Origin of the sequence: Glutamicibacter sp. NPDC087344, assembly GCF_044744225.1 — a bacterium.
Classification (GTDB): Bacteria; Actinomycetota; Actinomycetes; order Actinomycetales; family Micrococcaceae; genus Glutamicibacter.
This window is the reverse complement of sequence record NZ_JBIUXY010000004.1, coordinates 406,304-424,371: the sequence shown is the minus strand read 5'-3', so window position 1 is coordinate 424,371 and position 18,068 is coordinate 406,304. Positions and strand designations below refer to the sequence as shown.

General features: G+C 59.6%; 17 protein-coding genes. 9 read left to right on the top strand and 8 right to left on the bottom strand.

Going from position 1 to position 18,068, the window contains the following annotated elements; translation table 11 throughout:
- Positions 1-1,245: choice-of-anchor L domain-containing protein (locus ACIOWL_RS09570; protein ID WP_400384049.1), on the bottom strand; the 1,245-nt coding region annotated here is incomplete at its 3' end.
- Positions 1,246-1,520: 275 nt separating this feature from the next.
- On the opposite strand from ACIOWL_RS09570, the gene ACIOWL_RS09565 reads away from it, so the two are divergent.
- From ACIOWL_RS09565 to purM, 5 genes are all read left to right on the top strand, one after another.
- Entirely contained in the window at positions 1,521-2,495 is a 975-nt protein-coding gene (locus ACIOWL_RS09565) for an asparaginase (protein ID WP_400384046.1), read from the top strand.
- Positions 2,496-2,545: 50 nt separating this feature from the next.
- Positions 2,546-2,926 carry a sterol carrier family protein gene (locus tag ACIOWL_RS09560; RefSeq protein WP_400384043.1) on the top strand — a complete coding sequence of 127 codons (381 nt, stop codon included), beginning with the start codon at positions 2,546-2,548 and terminating at the stop codon, positions 2,924-2,926.
- A 4-nt stretch (positions 2,927-2,930) separates the two neighbouring features.
- Complete coding sequence (locus tag ACIOWL_RS09555; RefSeq protein WP_400384040.1) at positions 2,931-3,257, top strand: hypothetical protein; 327 nt, start codon at positions 2,931-2,933, stop codon at positions 3,255-3,257.
- A 104-nt stretch (positions 3,258-3,361) separates the two neighbouring features.
- Positions 3,362-4,885 carry an amidophosphoribosyltransferase gene (gene purF, locus ACIOWL_RS09550; protein ID WP_400384037.1) on the top strand — a complete coding sequence of 508 codons (1,524 nt, stop codon included), beginning with the start codon at positions 3,362-3,364 and terminating at the stop codon, positions 4,883-4,885.
- A gap of 87 nt (positions 4,886-4,972) precedes the next feature.
- Positions 4,973-6,115, top strand: coding sequence for a phosphoribosylformylglycinamidine cyclo-ligase (gene purM, locus ACIOWL_RS09545; RefSeq protein ID WP_400384034.1), 1,143 nt, complete (start codon positions 4,973-4,975; stop codon positions 6,113-6,115).
- A gap of 566 nt (positions 6,116-6,681) precedes the next feature.
- Here the strand turns inward: purM and ACIOWL_RS09540 are convergent.
- The 3 genes from ACIOWL_RS09540 to ACIOWL_RS09530 all read right to left on the bottom strand — a co-directional run bounded on the left by ACIOWL_RS09540 (position 6,682) and on the right by ACIOWL_RS09530 (position 8,797).
- Complete coding sequence (locus ACIOWL_RS09540) at positions 6,682-7,140, bottom strand: hypothetical protein (RefSeq protein WP_400384031.1); 459 nt, start codon at positions 7,138-7,140, stop codon at positions 6,682-6,684.
- Between the two features lie 353 nt (positions 7,141-7,493).
- Positions 7,494-8,414 carry a Sir2 family NAD-dependent protein deacetylase gene (locus ACIOWL_RS09535; RefSeq protein WP_400384028.1) on the bottom strand — a complete coding sequence of 307 codons (921 nt, stop codon included), beginning with the start codon at positions 8,412-8,414 and terminating at the stop codon, positions 7,494-7,496.
- 164 nt (positions 8,415-8,578) lie between these two features.
- The gene (locus ACIOWL_RS09530; RefSeq protein ID WP_400384025.1) at positions 8,579-8,797 is read right to left on the bottom strand and encodes a DUF3073 family protein; all 219 of its coding nucleotides are present in this window, start codon (positions 8,795-8,797) and stop codon (positions 8,579-8,581) included.
- A 221-nt stretch (positions 8,798-9,018) separates the two neighbouring features.
- Here ACIOWL_RS09530 and ACIOWL_RS09525 point away from each other — a divergent pair, with 221 nt between their 5' ends.
- Positions 9,019-9,675 (top strand): septum formation family protein, encoded by a 657-nt coding sequence (locus ACIOWL_RS09525; protein ID WP_400384023.1) that lies wholly within the window; start codon positions 9,019-9,021, stop codon positions 9,673-9,675.
- A gap of 88 nt (positions 9,676-9,763) precedes the next feature.
- Here ACIOWL_RS09525 and clpB read toward each other — a convergent pair whose 3' ends face one another.
- Positions 9,764-12,364 carry an ATP-dependent chaperone ClpB gene (gene clpB / locus ACIOWL_RS09520; protein ID WP_400384020.1) on the bottom strand — a complete coding sequence of 867 codons (2,601 nt, stop codon included), beginning with the start codon at positions 12,362-12,364 and terminating at the stop codon, positions 9,764-9,766.
- Between the two features lie 534 nt (positions 12,365-12,898).
- On the opposite strand from clpB, the gene ACIOWL_RS09515 reads away from it, so the two are divergent.
- On the top strand, positions 12,899-14,083 hold the full coding sequence (locus ACIOWL_RS09515) for a TerC family protein (RefSeq protein ID WP_400384017.1): 1,185 nt from the start codon (positions 12,899-12,901) through the stop codon (positions 14,081-14,083).
- 96 nt (positions 14,084-14,179) lie between these two features.
- Here the strand turns inward: ACIOWL_RS09515 and ACIOWL_RS09510 are convergent, their stop codons facing one another.
- The gene (locus tag ACIOWL_RS09510; protein WP_400384014.1) at positions 14,180-14,590 is read right to left on the bottom strand and encodes a YccF domain-containing protein; all 411 of its coding nucleotides are present in this window, start codon (positions 14,588-14,590) and stop codon (positions 14,180-14,182) included.
- A 128-nt stretch (positions 14,591-14,718) separates the two neighbouring features.
- Here ACIOWL_RS09510 and trmB point away from each other — a divergent pair, with 128 nt between their 5' ends.
- Both trmB and ACIOWL_RS09500 read left to right on the top strand, forming a co-directional pair.
- Positions 14,719-15,576, top strand: coding sequence for a tRNA (guanosine(46)-N7)-methyltransferase TrmB (gene trmB / locus ACIOWL_RS09505; protein WP_400384011.1), 858 nt, complete (start codon positions 14,719-14,721; stop codon positions 15,574-15,576).
- Positions 15,577-15,632: 56 nt separating this feature from the next.
- Positions 15,633-16,265, top strand: coding sequence for a GNAT family N-acetyltransferase (locus ACIOWL_RS09500; protein WP_400384008.1), 633 nt, complete (start codon positions 15,633-15,635; stop codon positions 16,263-16,265).
- Here the strand turns inward: ACIOWL_RS09500 and ACIOWL_RS09495 are convergent.
- Positions 16,258-17,217 carry a proline dehydrogenase family protein gene (locus ACIOWL_RS09495; RefSeq protein WP_400384005.1) on the bottom strand — a complete coding sequence of 320 codons (960 nt, stop codon included), beginning with the start codon at positions 17,215-17,217 and terminating at the stop codon, positions 16,258-16,260. The genes ACIOWL_RS09500 and ACIOWL_RS09495 overlap by 8 nt on opposite strands.
- A 48-nt stretch (positions 17,218-17,265) precedes the next feature.
- Positions 17,266-18,051, bottom strand: a complete 786-nt coding sequence (locus ACIOWL_RS09490) for an AraC family transcriptional regulator (RefSeq protein WP_400384002.1) — start codon at positions 18,049-18,051, stop codon at positions 17,266-17,268.
- Between the last annotated feature and the right edge of the window lie 17 nt (positions 18,052-18,068).

The window sequence follows — 18,068 nt, the reverse complement described above, 5'->3', positions numbered from 1 at the left end:
TGTTGGCGAAGCCGTCGGTGTTGGCGAAGCCGTCGGTGTTGGCGAAGCCGTCGGTGTTGGCGAAGCCGTCGGTGTTGGCGAAGCCGTCGGTGTTGGCGAAGCCGTCGGTGTTGGTGAAGCCGTCGGTGTTGGTGAAGCCGTTGGGGTCGGGGTGATCACCACTTCGCCTTCAGCCAGCACGGTAATGGTCACCGTAGCGGGTTCGGAGAACGCTGAACCGTCACTGACTCGATAGGTAAAGGTTGCATCCCCGGTGAATCCCTCCGCAGGGGTGAAGCTCAGTTGGTTCCCCTCCAACGCGGAGAGCGTTCCCTGCTCTGCCGACGGCTCTTCAAGGATTTCATAGCTCAGTTCGTCCTGGTCCGGGTCGCTTCCTTCCAAGGTCACATCTACCGGGGTCTGGAATTCGGTGGTCTTCGTCAGGTCCTGGGCCACCGGAGGATTATTGGATTTGAAGCTGCCGGCAGCAATGAGCACAGCCGAATCGTAGGCGTCGTCCGAGGTGTCCGCGATGGCCAGCTTCAGGTGATTGGATTTGCCGGCCGTGACAGGCGCTTCGAAGGTCAGCAGCGTCGTGAAGCCATCCAGCTCGGTGTTGTATGAGCTCGGATCCTCATAGTTGTCCCGGTAGTACTCGGAGTTGAGCTTGTGGTTGATCGTATTGATCGTCACCGGGACTTTGCCGTCGGCGGTGTCCACCGTCGCAAAGTTGGTGCCGTTGACGTAAAAGGCGAAAACATCGTTGTACGAACTGTCAACGAATTCCTGATATTCCTCGGAACCAAACACATAGGAGAAGGTGATGGTGTCCGAACTGGGAACAAAATCGAATTCAAGCACCGAAGCATCGTTGGTTGAGAGCGGGTCGACAATTTTGTCCAGATCGTTGTCACCCGGGGCGCCAAAGGATTCACTTTGCGAGCCATGGCTATTAGGACCCTTGAGGATTCCGTAGTCTCCGCCCAGCGCCCCGGTGGTTAGCGCTACGCCGGAGTCAATGCCGAAAACATCGGTAAACCCCTGGGCCAGGCCAGAGGACTCCTTGGCGCCGGTATATTCAACGTTGCTCAGCGTGGTTTCGTCGCCAACCAATGCCTGCGCCAGCTGCTCGACGGTGAGTTTGCCTGGATCGGTGAGGTCGGTGACGCTCTGGCCTGCCGCTAATGCGGCTGAGGTGCCGGAACTGATTGCCAGTACAAGTACGCCGAGTCCTGCGCCCGCGCGCACGGCTTTCCCAAGTTTCATGCATGTCCCTCTGTGTCACGGACGTAAAGTGTCCGGTTTTGAACAGTCCCGCTGAGACTATCTGGATTATCCAGCAGATGGAAGTGATCGTCACAAATAACCGAAAAATTGCGCGTTTGTGGCTTTGGCTTCACCCAGCTTTAACCACGGAAGCCACGTGATTCACCCTCATGCCGGAATCGATAGTGCATCGGCAGCAGGTTGCTTGAGACTGCTCGTGCAACCACCACAACACCGATGCCGGATCCGATAAACAGCGGACTAAGCTAGTCGGTATGCCGCACCCCATCGACATCTCTGACTGCACTGAACTCATCCGGATCACCCGAAACAACGTGATCGAATCACGCCACTTCGGAATTGCACTGGTCATTGATCCGGCGGGAGAGCTCATCCTTTCGCTGGGAAACCCCCAAGCACTGGTTTTCCCACGTTCCGCGCTCAAACCTTTTCAAGCCATCGGTTCGCTGCGCGCCGGGGCAACGCTGAGCGACGAAGGCACCGCACTGGCGTGCGCCAGCCACTTGGGCAGTCTCAGGCATCAGGGGCTCGCCCTGCAGATCTTGGAATCAGCGGGACTGAGCGAAGCCGATTTACGCTGCCCCACCGCCTGGCCAGGTGATTCGGCGACTCGCGAAGCCATGAACCGTGAAGGGCGCGGTCGAAACAGGCTTGCATTCAACTGCTCCGGCAAACATGCCGCCTTTTTGAATGCAGCACAGTCTTCCGGGCTTCCAACCTCGACCTACCTATGCCCCGAGCATCCGGTACAGCTGAGCGCTTCGAAGGCCATGGAGGAATTCTGCGGGCCGCTGAGTTTCATTGGCGTTGACGGGTGCGGCGCCCCCGCCCCGCAGATGTCGTTGATCTCACTTGCCCAGGGATTCCGTCGACTCGCACTCTCCAACGACCCCCACGCACGCCAGGTGGTCCGGGCAATCCGCGAACATCCCTGGGCCATCCGAGGCGAAGGTTCGGCAAACACGCTGACCATCGAACGAACCGGAATCCTGGCCAAGCTCGGTGCCGAAGGCGTATTGGCCATGGCCAGCCCAGACGGCTATAGCGTGGCGGTCAAAATGCTCGACGGCTCTTCTCGGGGCACAGATGTGTTGGCGCTCAACCTGCTCGCCAGCGTAGGTGCACTGAATTCGGAGGACCACCGCTGGCTCGAATCCAAGTTGTCCCCACCGGCCAGCACACCCGGGGCGCAAGCCGCTGGATTAGAGTTGGCGGGTAGCGATTTTTAGGAAAACTGGTTCATGACGCCGAGCCGTCATCTAATGAAGGGGCCCACTGTATGGCCATCAAGCGGCGCATCGATGAGGCTGAAGGACGTTCAGCACTCAGGCAATGGGCTAATTCCGTGCAGACCGAAACCAAGTTATCCCGCCCCGCCCTGGCGATGGCGGTACGTTTCAGCCTTGAAGAACTTGCCTCGCGTGCCGAGGGAAACTCTGTTGAGGTCCGCGTCCCGCCCTTTGGTGTGACTCAGTGCATACCGGGCCCCCGGCATACCCGCGGCACCCCGCCCAATGTGGTCGAAATGCCAGCTGAACTCTGGCTTTCCCTAGCGACAGGGAAACTCAATTGGGCCAAGGCCCTGCAAAGTGGGCAATTGCACGCCTCCGGACTTAGGGCAGACTTGTCGGCACATCTGCCGCTAATTGAGTACCCTTAAAGGTATGGAGCAACACCCCGCTACCCCGTCGCCTGCTGATCAGCCAATTGAAGTCCAGGTTCATGCATCACCGAAGTTCTGGCCTTTTGTCCTGACGTTCCTTGTTGTAGGCGCATTGGTTGGTCTGGTTATCGGTCTGATGGGTGAGCCGTCCGAGGAATATTCACGAGCATCGGCCTCCGGGTTCTTTGCCATGTTCTGCGGCGGCTTGGGTGTGGGTATTGGTGCGGTGGTTTACGTGATCCTCGATCGAATAACCATCCGCAAGTCCATCAAGCATCTGGCGGTACCTCTGGCCGAGGATACCGACTCCAGCGGACGAGCAGGCTAGGCAGCACTTCCCCTTCCCAGGAAGGCAGGCGGCCGCGCACCTGGCCGCCACCCACCACATATTTGGTCGGTGTCGACCTCTGAGAAACATGAGAGAATAATTACATGGCGCGTGGCGATGGATCTCTAAATCACGACCTACTTCCAGGCGAGAAGGGGCCGCAGGATGAATGCGGCGTCTTTGGCGTTTGGGCTCCGGGTGAAGAAGTCGCAAAACTGACCTACTACGGTCTTTATGCACTGCAGCACCGAGGCCAGGAATCTGCTGGTATCGCAACCTCTGATGGCGCACGCATCAACGTGTACAAAGACATGGGACTTGTCTCCCAGGTTTTCGACGAAAACACCCTGAACTCCATGACCGGTCAGCTGGCAATTGGCCACTGCCGCTATTCCACCACCGGCGCCAGCCACTGGGCCAACGCCCAGCCAACCCTGGGCCCAACCACCACCGGCACCGTGGCCCTTGCCCACAACGGCAACCTGACCAACTCCGCTGATCTTGCCGAAATGGTTCGCCTGAAACAGCAGGCCGATGGCGGCAAGGTCCGTGGCGAACTCGCCCAGGGCAACACCACCGACACCGCGCTGGTCACCGCCCTGATGGCCGGCACCGAGGGCCAGAGCCTGGAAGACACCGCCCTTGGCTTGTTGCCTAAGATCGAAGGCGCGTTCTGCTTCGTCTTCATGGACGAAGACACCCTCTACGCGGCTCGCGACCCCCACGGCATTCGCCCGTTGGTGCTTGGCCGCTTGGACCGCGGCTGGGTTGTTGCCTCCGAGCAGCCAGCTCTGGCCACCGTGGGTGCTTCGTTCATCCGTGAAATCGAGCCGGGCGAAATGATCGCCATCGATGAGAATGGTGTGCGTTCAACCCGCTTTGCCGAGGCGACTCCCAAGGGTTGCGTGTTCGAATACGTTTACCTGGCCCGTCCGGATGCCACCATTTCCGGTCGCTCCGTCTACGAATCCCGTGTGGAAATGGGCCGCCAGCTGGCCCGCGAAAACTCGGCCGATGCAGATATCGTGATCCCGGTTCCGGAATCCGGAACCCCGGCGGCCATTGGCTACGCCGACGCATCCGGCATTCCGTTCGCCCACGGTTTTGTCAAAAACGCCTATGTTGGCCGTACCTTCATCCAGCCTTCGCAGACCCTGCGCCAGCTGGGAATCAAGCTCAAGCTCAACGCCCTGGAAACCGTATTGCGCGGCAAGCGCGTCGTGGTAGTCGATGACTCCATTGTCCGCGGAAATACCCAGCGCGCTGTGGTGCGTATGCTGCGTGAAGCCGGTGCGGCCGAGGTCCATGTGAAGATCTCTTCCCCTCCGGTGAAGTGGCCTTGCTTCTACGGCATCGACTTCGCCACCCGTGCGGAACTGATCGCCAACGGCGCGGCCGTTGACGAGATCGCTACCTCCATCGGCGCCGACTCGCTGGCCTACATCTCCGAAGACGGCATGATCGAGGCAACCCGCCAGCCGCGTGAGCGCCTGTGCACCGCTTGTTTCACCGGCGACTACCCCATCGAGTTGCCTTCGGCCGAACGCCGTGGCAAAAATCTGCTGGAAGCGGCAAATCAGGCCGGTTGCGAGCCTGGCCCGGATGCCGAGCTCGAAGCAACCCTCTAGCCCACGTTCGCGAATTCACTTAACCACCTCGTTGCAAGCGCACCGGTGCACAGCCCGGTGTTCACGACAGAAAAGGAACCCTCTGCCATGAGCGGCACGCAAGAGCAGCCTACCTCCATCACCTACGCCGGCGCCGGCGTCGACGTCGAAGCAGGTGACCGCGCAGTTGAGCTGATGAAGGGTGCCATCAAGGCCACCCACACCTCCGGCGTTGTCGGAGGGGTCGGCGGTTTCGCCGGCCTGTTCGATGTGTCTTTCCTGACCGGATACAAAAAGCCGTACCTGGCGACCAGCACCGACGGTGTGGGAACCAAGGTGGCCATTGCGCAGAAGCTGGATATCCATGACACCATCGGCCAGGACCTGGTCGGCATGGTGGTTGACGACATTGTTGTGGTTGGCGCCAAGCCGCTGTTCATGACCGACTACATCGCCACCGGCAAGGTCGTTCCGGAGCGTATCGCGGACATCGTGCGCGGCATCGCCGAGGGCTGCAAGCTGGCCGGCACCGCACTGGTGGGCGGCGAGACCGCCGAGCACCCAGGCCTGCTGGCCGAGGACGAGTACGACGTGGCGGGCGCCGCCACCGGCGTCATCGAAGCCGACCAGCTGCTCGGCCCTGAACGGGTGCAGGCAGGCGACGTGGTCATCGGCATGGCTTCCTCCGGCATCCACTCCAACGGCTACTCGCTGGTGCGTCGGGTCATCGCCCACGCCAAGTGGGAGCTGGACCGCGAGGTTGCAGAGTTCGGCAAGACCCTGGGTGAAGAGCTGCTGGTACCGACCCGCATCTACACCAGCGCCTGCCTGGACCTGGTAGATAGCCTGAACGACGGCGAGAACTTCGGGGTGCACGGCTTCAGCCACGTCACCGGCGGCGGCTTGGCTGCCAACCTGGCCCGTGTGCTGCCTCAGGGCCTGATGGCCCGCGTGAACCGCTCGACCTGGTCGCTGCCGGCAGTCTTCTCCACCATCGCTCAGCTGGGCAACGTGCCGCAGGCCGATCTGGAGCGCACCTTGAATCTGGGTGTGGGAATGGTTGCCGTGGTGGACCCGGCAGTCGCAGACCGCGCGGTAGAGCTGCTGAACGCTGCCGGCATGGGCGCCTGGGTCATGGGCGAGGTCGACGTACTGGACCCATCAGCTTCCTCGGCTGGCCTGGACTTTGTCCAGGGCGCTAAGGGTGTAGACGGCGGCGCGGTGCTGCTGACCGGGAACTACTCTAAGTAGGTTTTTCCTAAAAGTCCCCGGGGAATCGGCCGTTACGGCTGATGACCCGGGGATTTTTTTGTTTTTCTCGATGTTCGGGTGGAACGTTGTCGCAGATCCTGCGCCACGGCGGCAACACCGAGTCAGATCATCGAGCATGCTCTCTGCGCATTTCGTACGCGCGACGAAGTGCATGGCGGTATCCACTCAAGGGCGCTTCGCATCGCAACGCGATTCGACGGGATCTTTCCGGGGAAGACTCCGCCAGCGAAAGTTTTCGCACTTGTCGGTGGTGCTAGGAAAATGTGCCGCTAGTACCAATCCGAGTTGCGCATTCCGCTCCCCGGTTATGAATTTCTGGTTCTCTATCCGGGGCCTCATTCGCTTTCGGGAAAGATCGCCGGTCTTTCGCGACACGACGGCGAATAAAGTCGCAGTCATGCTTCACTAGGTCAGTCTCAGGTGATCGAGGTATACGGCCCTCGCCGGATAATATTCGGATCAGTCAGCACCTCGTGCAGAGCAACGTCATGTCATTCAATTGATTCGTCGTTAGCCAACGATTCGCCCCTTCGGTTGGTCGCCGTCTACTCGGCTGTCTTCTTCAAAACTTCATCGTAGATCGCATAGTCAATCAACCCATAACGAGCAGCATCAGATACTTCTTCCCAAGTTCCGTCCAGGCTCTCTTCGTACTCGCCGTACTCGTTCGCCCAGGGGGTCGGCTTATACGGCCATGCAACCAACTGACGCACCACTTCGGCACGGTCGATAAACCCGGCCGCGTACCGCTGGCATACTTCATAGGGACTTGCAGAATTGAACTCACCAACAACTGCCGGTACAGCCTGGGCACGCTGGAGAGCCTTCGCCACGGCCGGCTGAGACATACCCTGCAGCGCCGCCATTTCACGTTGGCTCATGACTTCAGCAGCAGCCTTCAACGTGCGTTTATAGTCCAGCACATCGACCTCTACACGCTGCCGCGCCCTCAGCAGCTGCGCACGTATTTCATCATGAGGCGGACGTTCGGCTAGCTGGCTCATGACACCTCCGGGGCCTCGAAGCAAACATTCATTCCCTACGAAGATAACATTTGTTATCGGGCCTGCCCAAGAGTTTTCTCCCGGAATGATTGGGAGATACTCTCGGCGCAGACACTTGAGATCGCACCGAGCTACGCCTAGTTCTTCCCTTTCTCGCATCCGTAAGCCGCGGCCCGCTTTCGTCTTGTCGATCAACAGAGATTATGAGCAGCGCACAACTGTCAGCAAAAATCTGCAGGCACACCCTCCGTGCATTTATGCAGAAAACCGTTCAACTGACAGGGTCGGTCATTAGAAGCTGTCCACAGAGTAGACAGATCGCGATCTTTAACCGCCGTGACCAAATTTTTTGATCAACTCAACTGCTCCAGTGCATGCTCCAGCGGCACACGCCAGCGCCAAGTGGCCTTCTGCTCCCCGCGGACGTGCCCGTTGGTGATCAGCGCGACCGGCAAGCCCAACTTCACGAAGTCCAGCAGGATCCGATAGCCGCTCATCACCGCCAGCGAGGACCCGAGCACCAGCAGCGAGGTTGATTCATTCTGCAGCTGCGCCATGGCGGCTTTACGCGAGGCCGGCACACTTTCCCCGAAGTACACCACATCCGGCTTGAGCACCAAGGAGCCGCAGTTTTCGCAGGTGACCATGTGGAATTGGTCCACCAGGTACTGCGGCAGTTCCACGTCCCCGTCGGGGTTGACCGCTTCGGGGTCGATTTCCACGGCCTCAAGGTACCCCACATTGGCGGCTTGCAGCCGGTTATCGAAGTGCCTGCGGTCCTCAGCGTGGCCGCAATCCAGGCAACGCACAATCGACAAGTCCCCGTGGACCGGAATGACACGCTTGGAGCCGGCTTGCTGGTGCAGCCCGTCAACGTTCTGGGTGATAATTCCGTTAATCCGGCCTTCTTGCTCCCAGCGCACCAACCGGCGGTGGATGTCATTGGGTTCGGCGCTGCCCATGTGCCTCCACCCGACGTACCCGCGCGCCCAATAGCGCTGGCGAGCCTCCGGCCGATACCGGAATTCCTGGAAGGTCATGGGGCGGTGACGCTGCAGGGAACCGTTGGGACCCCGGTAGTCCGGGATGCCGGAGTCTGTCGATACACCAGCGCCAGTGACCACCAATACCTTGCCCGCATCGAGCATGCCCTGCACACCGGCTCTGGCCTCAGCCTCATTGGATGCATCGGCTTGCTGTTCGACTATACGTTGCATGGAACGGATCGCCGCGTGATGCGCCATCTGAATTGAAAGTTCCTCGGGCGTGCTCATCTTCCACCTTTCGAGGTTCAGGGTACGACAAAGGCCGCAGCGACTGTGAGGCTAATCTAGCTCATTCGCTGCGGCTTATCGTAAAAATGTATTAAAGAGCTGTACCACTTACTGCACAGGTGTGGCACCCCGAGCTAAACGCATCCCGGTAAACGTCGACAACGTCAGTCGTCGTCGTCCTCTCCCGAATACTTCTTAGTCAACTCGTCGTAATCAGAATAATCGTCGTCATACGATGAATCATTACGCTCAGGTTCCCGAGCATGACTTTCGGAGGGCACACCCAACTCGCGTTGGAGTGCCGAAAGGTCCGTCGAAGGCGAGTAGTACTTGATATCTCGCGCTTGACGCTGTGCTTTAGCCTTTTGACGGCCGCGCCCCATGGCGTGACCCCCTCTTTTCAGTAGAGTCGGGAGGTGGTCCACCTAGTAGATGGAGGCCCCCGAATATGTGATCAGTTCTTTCGTAATTAAAGGTTAACACGATTCCACGGCGAGCGCTGAACGCAACACCGGTCAGACCCGCTAGACTGTCGATTAGTCCAACAACTATTTTATGAGTAGGTGTTGATCTCACCCGGTCCACTGACGAAGGAGCTCACGAGGTGGCGGATAAGAATCTCCCGGAGCCACAGGCGGCATTACCGCCATTGCGCCCGGAACCAGAGAAGCCCAAGCGTCAGTTTGGGCAATGGTTCCTGCTGATTGCAGCGGTCATCGCACTGGCGGCCGCCGTGGTTTTTGTGGTGCTCAGAATCATTGATCCTCCGACTTCGCCACAGGCGAACAACGTGCAGCGCAACGAGGCGCCTGGCCTGGACGGTGTCATCGCCGAAAACATGCCCCCGGAGCAGCTCCTGCTGGGAGACTGCTTGCGCGGTTTCGCCACTCCGCTGGATCCGCAGACCATTGTTACCTGTGATTCATCTCATAATGCCCAGTTGATCGGCACCTTCGAGCTCGAGGGCGACGCTGAATCGGAATACCCGGGCACCGATGAACTCCTGACCCAGTCTGAAGATCTGTGCAAGTCGATTTCCTTGGATCCCAGTGCGGGGATCGATTCGACCTGGACCTACCACTTCTCGCGCCCCTCGAAGGCCACCTGGGATAAGGGCGACCGGTTGGTCTCCTGCTTCCTGAGCCTGACCGAAGGAAATGTCCGCAGCTCGCTCTTGCCGGCCACGGACGACGCCGCAAGCACACCCTCCGCGAAACCCACCGAAGAAGCCACGGCTTCGAGCGAAGAGAACAACGCGTAGCACTTCCATCTCCGGGTCTAAGATTCCGGCGAACAAAAATGTGGTGTGAGGGCCAAAGGCCTTCACACCACATTTTTCGCTTCACCCGCTAGTTCGTTGAGGAACCCAAACGTCCTACCGAGAGCCGGTCGTTATCCTCATCCAGCGTGACCACAACCGTGTCACCGTCTTGGACTTCACCAGCCAAGATTTCCTTGGCCAGCCGGTCGCCGATTTCTCGTTGCACCAAGCGACGCAGCGGACGGGCACCGAAGGCCGGGTCGTACCCGGTCAAAGCGAGCCATTCGCTGGCAGCCGGATCCACGTCGAGAGTCAGGCGGCGTTCGGACAGACGCTCGGAGAGCTGCTCGATCTGCAGTTTGACGATATTGCCCAATTCGTCGATGCTCAGCGGATCAAACATGATCACCTCGTCCAGGCGGTTCAAGAACTCAGGTTTGAACGAGGAGTTGACCACGTTCATCACTGCACTCTTTTTGGTCTGGGCATCCAGCGTCTGGTCCACCAAGAACTGCGATCCGAGGTTGGAGGTCAGGATCAGAATGGTGTTCCTGAAGTCCACGGTGCGTCCTTGCCCATCGGTCAACCGTCCGTCATCCAGCACCTGCAGCAGGATGTCGAAGACCTCTGGGTGGGCCTTCTCGACCTCGTCGAGCAGGATCACCGAGTAGGGGCGACGACGCACCGCCTCGGTGAGCTGACCGCCCTCCTCATAACCTACGTATCCCGGAGGCGCACCTACCAGTCGCGAGACCGCGTGCTTCTCCGAGTACTCGGACATGTCGATCCGCACCATGGCGCGCGGATCGTCGAACAGGAAGTCGGCCAGGGACTTGGCAAGCTCCGTTTTACCCACACCGGTGGGGCCGAGGAACAGGAAGGAACCGGTAGGGCGGTTCGGGTCTGCAATACCGGCTCGGGTCCGGCGTACAGCATCCGAGACCGCGGCGATGGCCTGTTTCTGGCCCATCAGCCGCTGCCCAATGATCTGCTCCATCTGAAGCAGCTTCTGGCTTTCGCCCTGAAGCATGCGCCCAGCGGGGATGCCGGTCCACGCGGAGATCACCTCAGCGATGTCATCCGCGGTAACCTCGTCGGCCACCATGGTGTGTTCCTTGTTTCCGTGCTCTTCAGCGGCGGCGGCCGCATCCAGCTCCAGTTGCAAGGTTGGGATCTCGCCGTAGAGCAGGCGCGAGGCCTTCTCCAGGTCGCCTTCGCGCTGGTACTTCTCCGCTTCAGAGCGCAGCTCGTCCAGCTTGACCTTCAGGTCGCCGACCCGGTTCAGTCCAGCTTTCTCCGCTTCCCACTGCGCGTTCAAGGCATCAAGTTTTTCTTTCTTGTCTGCCATGTCCTTGCGCAGTGCTTCCAGGCGTTCAACCGATGCCGGATCCGTCTCATCCGACAGGGCCAACTCTTCCATGGTCAGCCGGTCCACTTCGCGGCGCAATTCATCAATCTCCTCCGGAGCGGAGTCGATCTCCATGCGCAGCCGGCTAGCGGCCTCGTCCACCAGGTCGATTGCCTTGTCCGGCAACTGCCGGCCCGTGATGTAGCGGTTGGACAGCGCAGCGGCGGAAACCAATGCGGAGTCGGCAATCGAGACCTTGTGGTGCGCCTCGTAACGTTCCTTCAGGCCGCGCAGGATCGCGATCGTGTCGTCCACGCTCGGCTCACCCACGTAGACCTGGGCGAAACGCCGCTCCAACGCCGGATCCTTTTCGATGTTCTCGCGGTACTCATCCAGGGTGGTGGCGCCGATCAGGCGCAGCTCACCGCGGGCAAGCATCGGCTTGAGCATGTTGCCGGCATCCATGGCGCCTTCCGAAGCGCCGGCGCCGACCACGGTGTGGATCTCGTCGATGAACGTGACGATTTGCCCGTTGGAGGACTTGATTTCTTCCAGGACGGCTTTGAGCCGTTCCTCGAATTCGCCACGGTACTTCGCACCGGCGACCATGGCCCCCAGATCAAGTGAGATCAGGGTCTTGCCGCGCAGGGATTCTGGAACGTCGCCGGCGATCATCCGCTGGGCCAGGCCCTCAACGACCGCGGTTTTACCCACGCCGGGCTCCCCGATCAGCACCGGGTTGTTTTTGGTGCGACGCGAGAGCACCTGAACCACACGGCGGATTTCACGGTCGCGGCCGATCACCGGATCCAGCTTGCCCGAACGCGCCAGCTCGGTCATGTCGGTGCCGAACTTCTCCAGTGACTGGAAGGTGGCTTCCGGGTTCGGGTTATCAACCTTGCGATCGCCGCGGATAGTAGGAAGTGTGCCTACCAGCAGGTCGCGGGCGGCACCCTGTTCCCGCAGCGCCTCACCGGTTTTGGTCTGGTCGCTGGTCAGCGCAATCAGCAGGTGCTCGGTGGAGACATAGGTATCCCCCATTTCCGCCGCGGTTTCCTGCGCACCGCTGACGACCTGCAGCAGTTGGCGGGAGAACTGAGCCTGCGCCACCGACGATCCGGCGCTTGAAGGCAGTGCCTTGATCAGCGCGCTGGCCTTCACGGAAAGCGCGTCGACGTCCAGCCCTGCCGTCTTGAGCAGTGCTACCGCGACCGAGTCACGCTGATCCAGTAGTGCCTTGAGCAGGTGTGCAGGTTCAATCTGCGGATTTCCTGCGGTCGATGCATTCATGCCTGCGGCCGAGAGTGCCTCTTGGCTCTTGGTAGTGAGTTTGGTGTCCACGCGCTTCCTTTCGTTTGTAGGTGAACCTCTAAACTTGAGTGTACTTAACTCAACCCTAGTATGTGAGTGGTTATTCCACTTCTCCCAGATAATTCGAAAAAGTTTTCCCTTGTGTTCGGTGATCTGCCCCACTAACAATGGAGCCATGGCAGACCTCAACTCACCAGGGTCTTGTTGCACCACGAACGGTGTGCAAGCGATGGATTTGATCAAGCAGCCCCAGCACGGGTCCCTGCCCTGCCCTGAGGGACTCATCGGTTCGCGGGCGCAACACAACAAGCCGCCGTAACCAGCTTGTCGCGCGAGAATTCCGTCGAATCTCACCTGCCGGCCAACACGCCATGGCTACCCCGACTTTCGCTGAGGGCAATACACAAGATAGAGTTGATCTCACGTAAGGGAGTATTCGCAAGCGTTTGATCCGTCAGTACGTAAGACTCAGAAGTCTTGCCGGGTTCTGCGGCCAGCCATTTTCGGTTGGTGAAGAGACTTACTTGTCTGGCTTGTACCTAACTTACGAAAGCAGGAATCCCCATGGGAGTTTCTCCTTTAATCTGGGGCATCACGATCGTTGTGATCCTCGGCCTCTTGGCATTCGACTATTTTTTCCACATTCGCAAGGCGCACGTTCCTTCACTGCGCGAAGCGGCAATCTGGTCAAGCATCTATGTTGGCCTCGCGGTCGTCTTCGGCATCATCGTCTTCATTTTCGGCGGCGTGGACATGGGCGCCGAGTACTTCGCCGGCTACATCACGGAAAAGGCCCTTTCGGTCGACAATCTCTTTGTCTTCCTGATCATCATCGCCAGCTTCAAGGTGCCGCGTGAAGACCAGCAGAAGGTCCTGCTCTTCGGCATCGTCTTCTCGCTCATCGCACGAACCGCTTTCATCTTTGTGGGCGCAGCGCTGATCAACCAGTTCGCCTGGGTTTTCTACATCTTCGGCCTGATCCTGCTGCTCACCGCAGGCAACCTGCTCAAGAAGGACGACGAATCGGATGAGGCCAACAACTTCATCATCCGACTCGCCAAGAAGCTGTTCCACACCACCGACAAGTACGACGGCGACAAGCTGTTCACCAAGATCGACGGCAAAAAGGTCTTGACCCCGATGCTGCTGGTGATGGTGGCCATCGGCGGTACCGATATCCTCTTTGCGCTGGACTCGATTCCCGCAATTTTTGGTCTGACGCAGAACGTCTTCATTGTTTTCACCGCGACCGCCTTCTCCTTGATGGGCCTGCGCCAGCTGTACTTCCTGCTTGACGGGCTGCTGGATCGACTGATCTACCTGTCCTACGGCCTCGCCGCAATCCTTGCATTCATCGGCGTCAAGCTGATCCTGCACGCCCTGCACGAGAACAACCTGCCGTTCATCAACGGTGGCGAGCATGTTTCGGTCATCGAGATTTCCACCGGACTGTCCCTGAGTGTAATCATCGGTGTGCTGGTATTCACCGTTTTTGCCTCGCTCTTCAGCAAGGCCGGCAAGGCGCTGACCGCGGTCAACAACGTTCGACGCCATGCGAAGAACTACACCGACCTGTCGTACACCGCTGATCCCGCCGAGCGCGAGCGAGTCTACTCGGTCCTGCTGGAGGAAGAAGCCTACGTGAAAACCATGGACAAGAAATATCGCGACAAGGTCAAGGACATCGACACGATCCGCGAAGAAATCGCTGAGGCGCACCGTCAACACGACGAATATCTCAAGAGCTGACACCATCGACCAGCGCTGAGACAAACGCAGAATCAAGGCAGGGCCCGCCATTCGAACACGAATGGCGGGCCCTGCCTTTGAGCGGTGGCGCGAAAATTAGCGGCGCATGGAACCGATGTAATAGTCGGAGGGAACAACGACCTTGCCCAACGGCATCAGGGATACCGGGATCATTTTCAGGTTCGCAATACCCAGCGGAATACCGATGATCGAGATGAACATCGGGATAGCGGTCAAAACGTGCCCAATGGCAATCCAGATTCCGGCGAAAATCAGCCAGATCACGTTGCCCAGGGTGGAGAAGGCGCCGACGGCGCCGCGGTCCACCACCGTCCGGCCGAAGGGCCACAACGCGTACCCGGCGATGCGGAAGGAGGCGATGCCAAAAGGGATCGTCACGATCAGCACACAGCAGATGATACCGGCCAGGACATATCCCAGGGCCAGCCATAGGCCGCCAAACAGCAGCCAAATAATGTTGAGGATTCCCCGTAGAAGATCAGTCATAAACACATCTTCCCCAATCCCGGTGCTCGGCGCCATGGGTGACAGCCCGGATTTTCCCCTGAGACCGTGGCCAATCCCCTAGTCTTCGGGACGGTTCGGTATGGCGCGCTCGGCTAGGATTAATAATCATGAGCGATTCGAGCGAAGCACAGCCTCAGTCAGAGGCCACGACCCCCAAAGACCCAGCACTTTTCCGGGCCGAACCGGTCTCCTTTGTCCGTCGGGGCAATCGCCTGCAGGGCCGACGAGCCAGCGCCTGGGAGCGCAATGCCGACCAATACGTCATTGAGCCTCCGCGCAAGATCGCCGACACCTCCGTGGCCGATGACTTCACCCTCGACCCCGATCAGGCATTCGGCCGGGTCGCTCCGCTGATCGTGGAGATCGGTACCGGGCTTGGCGAATGCATTGCCAATGCCGCCAATGCTGACCCCGAGCGAAACTACCTCGCCGTGGAGGTCTACCGGCCCGGGCTGGCCCAGCTCATGCTCAAGGTCGAATCCTTCGGAATCGAAAACGTCCGCGCGGTGCAGGCCAACGCCCCCGAGGTGTTGGAGGTGATGCTCGAAGAGAACAGCGCCGATGAAATCTGGATCTTCTTCTCCGACCCGTGGCACAAGCCCCGCCACCACAAACGCCGCCTGATCAAAGCCTCGTTCCTGGACAAGGTTTCTCGGGTCCTCAAACCCGGTGGCACCCTGCGGCTGGCCACCGACTGGTCGAACTACGCAGAACAAATGCGCGAAGTGCTCACCGCCCACCCCGATTTTGAGAATCAGTTCCCGGGCAATCTCACCGGAGACGAAAGCAACCTGACCAAGGTCCGCCAAGAAGGCATGGAAGGTTTTGAAAAGGAACCTGATTTCGTGGACGAGATTGGCGGCTGGGCACCGCGTTTTGAACGCCGTATCCTCACCAGCTTTGAAGGCAAGGCACTGAAGGCAGGCCGTCTGGTCTTCGACCTGGCCTACACCCGCGTCGGCTAAAGCGGGATCCGTCGTAAATTCCGGCAATGGCTCATGCCCACCCTAGACTGGTGGGCATGAGCCATTACCCTGTGGTCCCCGCCAGCCACTACGCTGCCGCCCCCACCATGGAATACGCCGGAGTGAGGCTCGAACAGCTCACGCAGTCCCATGCGCCGGATCTCGCCGAGGTGGTGTCAGCCGGAAGCTTACACGAGGCTTGGTTCGCCACCACCCCGTCGGCGCAGCAGATGGAAAGCAACATCGCCCAGCGGTTGGCCTGGCAGGCGGCGGGAACCATGGCCCCTTTCGCCATCATTGATACCTCCACCGGCCGCGCCGTCGGTGCCACAACGTACCTCAATATCGATGCGGCGCACCGCCGGGTGGAGATCGGCTCCACGTTCCTGGCGGTTTCGGCGCAGGGCACCGGCATCAACCCAGCGGCGAAGCACCTGCTGCTCCGACGGGCATTCGACGACCTCGGATGCTATTCGGTGGCTTTCTGCACGCATTGGCACAACGAAGCCTCGCGAGCCGCCATTGCACGGCTGGGAGCCAAGCAGGACGGTGTGTTGCGCAACCACAAGTACGACCCGGTCACCGGAACCCTGCGCGATACGGTGGTCTTCTCGATCCTGCCCCACGAGTGGCCTGCGGTGCGCACCCAGTTGGAGTCGCGGCTGCGCCGGCACGGACGCATCAACTAGCAGATTCGGTCGCCAAGTCTGCGAGCGCGGTGAATACCCGCTGCGGTTCTTCTGCCAACCGGTTCAGCGAATACAGCCACCATTCACTTCCATAAACCACGTATTCGCGGGTTCGATATCCCGAGGCGTTCAGCGAATCCAACAGCCCCGCGCCAAGCCCTTGGAGCATTTCAAATTCGATACGGCGATCGTGAAGCTGATCGCCGAACGTTTCTTGCAGCGTGGAGATGAGCGAGGCATCGTGTGTTGCCAGATTGGTCCGATGACCCGAATTGATGAGTTCTGAGGCCATCTGCACATATCTCTCGTACATCAGCGATGAGTTGCGTGGTGCGGCAACCTTGAGGTCCTCGCGGAAGGCGCCTTTGACCAAACGGATCGGTCCGTCCCGTGTGATCACTCGCAGCAGGTCGTCGGCGGAGCGATGCAGCCTGGCTTGCAGGGTGATTCCTGTTTCTGGAAAATCTGTTTTGACCCGTTCCCACATTGTCAGCACCTGGTCGGTTCGCGCCGATCCTTCGGCCGAAACCATCACGTACGTCCCCGCGGCACGTGCCGCCTCGGCAATCCGGGCGGCGTTCTCATAACAAAACCGGTCGTCGACCAGCAGTCCCACGTGTGACAGGTCCAGGCTGATGGTGCTGGCAACCTCAAGGCGTTTCAGGCTGCGGGCGATTTCGATAAATTTTTCGGTTTCTTGCCTGGCTTCTTCACGATTCCGCACCGATTCGCCAACACATTCGATGCTTGCCAGATGACCGCGCCGCGCATTCGATTCGACCAGCTGGAGCGCCGAGCTTAGGTCTTCCCCGGCGATATAGCGACTGGCGATCCTCCTGGCTGCCGCCAGCACCTGTGGATTGGACTTGACCGTAGCCTTGAGCGATTCATCCAGTGCCCAGGTGCGTAAGGTGTCGGCAGCCTGTTCGAGGTCGAAGGTTATTTCATTCATGGACCCATCGTGCGCGAATTCCGCGTCGATGTATTGAACGAAATTGCCCTATTTTCCGTAGGCTCCCGGCGTCGCGGCCACGTGGGCTCGGAAAGCCCTGTGGAAGTGGCTTTGATCCGCGTAGCCAAGGGTTGCCGCGGTATCAGCCACCGATGCGCCGCTACGCAGTAACTGCCGCGCGGCGTTGATCCGGGAGTTTTGCCGCCATGCGATGGGCGCCAGTCCGGTGCGGCGCTTCACCGAGCGGATCAGGTGATATTTGCTCACACCCGCCACCGCGGCGAGCTCGGTTAAGTCGGGGTTGGCTTCTGCAGAACTGAGGATTTCAAGAACCTCTTGCATCCACACTTCGTGGTTGCCTTGGGCTTCAGAGCCGATCACCTGGTGCGGTGGGGCATCCTGGAGTTCTTGCAAGATTGTTCGAAACCGATGCTGGCACTGCGCCAGATCCAGGCCGTCGAAGAGCGCTGCGATAAAAGCAGAAATGCGATCATGAAGCTGCGCATCGCGTATGATCCGCACGTTCTCAAAAAGTGGCGACCGGTCTTCTCCCAGCAACTCGGTTGCCCACACGTGCTCCGCGTGAATCATCTGGTATTCCCAGGTTCCTGCCTCGGGGTTGCAGGCGTGCACGTGTCCGGCCGGAATGACGATCACATCCCCCGGCAGCAGCTGGGCCGTGGCCCCGGCCGCCCCGGTGAACTGCGTTGAGCCGGCGTCGATGAGTCCCACGGAAAACCTATCGTGAACATGGCTGCGGTAGCACGATACCTGCTGGCAGGACCTGCGTGCTTCGAGAAACGGGTTCTCCGGGGTGTTCCAAAATTCAGCCATTGTCTATCCTGCGGTTC